We start from the raw sequence: 251 nt of genomic DNA, 5'->3' as shown, positions 1-251 counted from the left end.
AGGCTTAACCATACAACACCCAAGTAGTTTTGCTACGAAGTGTTTGTAAAAGACTGACATATAAAGAATAACTTCACGCACTGTAATGAATTGAATAAGAAAACGCTTTTATATTTATGGCTCTAACGAGCAACAGCTTTCAAGATTGTAACCTTTTTGTCTAGCGACAATAGCACTGTGGCACCACCTGATCCCATTCCGAACTCAGAAGTGAAACGCAGTAGCGCCGATGGTAGTGTGGGAGTTCCCAT

1 rRNA gene is annotated in these 251 nt (G+C 41.0%); it reads left to right on the top strand.

The annotated features are described in order from the left end of the window. Positions 1 to 159 precede the first annotated feature (159 nt). A 5S ribosomal RNA gene (rrf, locus tag H4J67_RS20185) occupies positions 160 to 251 on the top strand; the annotation flags it as partial.

Origin of the sequence: Colwellia sp. BRX10-4 (assembly GCF_014077465.1) — a bacterium.
In the GTDB taxonomy this organism is placed as follows: domain Bacteria; phylum Pseudomonadota; class Gammaproteobacteria; order Enterobacterales; family Alteromonadaceae; genus Colwellia_A.
This window is presented reverse-complemented; position numbering and strand designations above follow the sequence as displayed.